We start from the raw sequence: 271 nt of genomic DNA on the forward strand, positions 1-271 counted from the left end.
AGGTGCTTGAGTCGCTTTTTGAGGACGAGGCTGTCGTTTTTCACCCTCTTTAGGTGGCTGACGACGCGTATTATTTGGCTTTTTCGCTGTCGGACGTTTTGCTGGTCTCCTTATCACCTTCAGCTTCGCGCTTCTTAGCACGTTGTTCTGCTCTTTGAGCTTGAACTCGCGCTTTAGCTTCTGCTAATTGTGTACGAGCATGTTCAATATGCTCAGCTTCCAGTTCGCCGCAGTCATTACCATTCAAATCGACACGTTTTGCTCCTTCTTT

General features: G+C 47.6%; 1 pseudogene. It reads right to left on the bottom strand.

Going from position 1 to position 271, the window contains the following annotated elements:
- A pseudogene (locus tag BHE89_RS23585) lies at positions 1 to 271 on the bottom strand (ProQ/FINO family protein); the annotation flags it as partial.

Source organism: Shigella sp. FC1967, assembly GCF_001743005.1.
In the GTDB taxonomy this organism is placed as follows: Bacteria; Pseudomonadota; Gammaproteobacteria; order Enterobacterales; family Enterobacteriaceae; genus Proteus.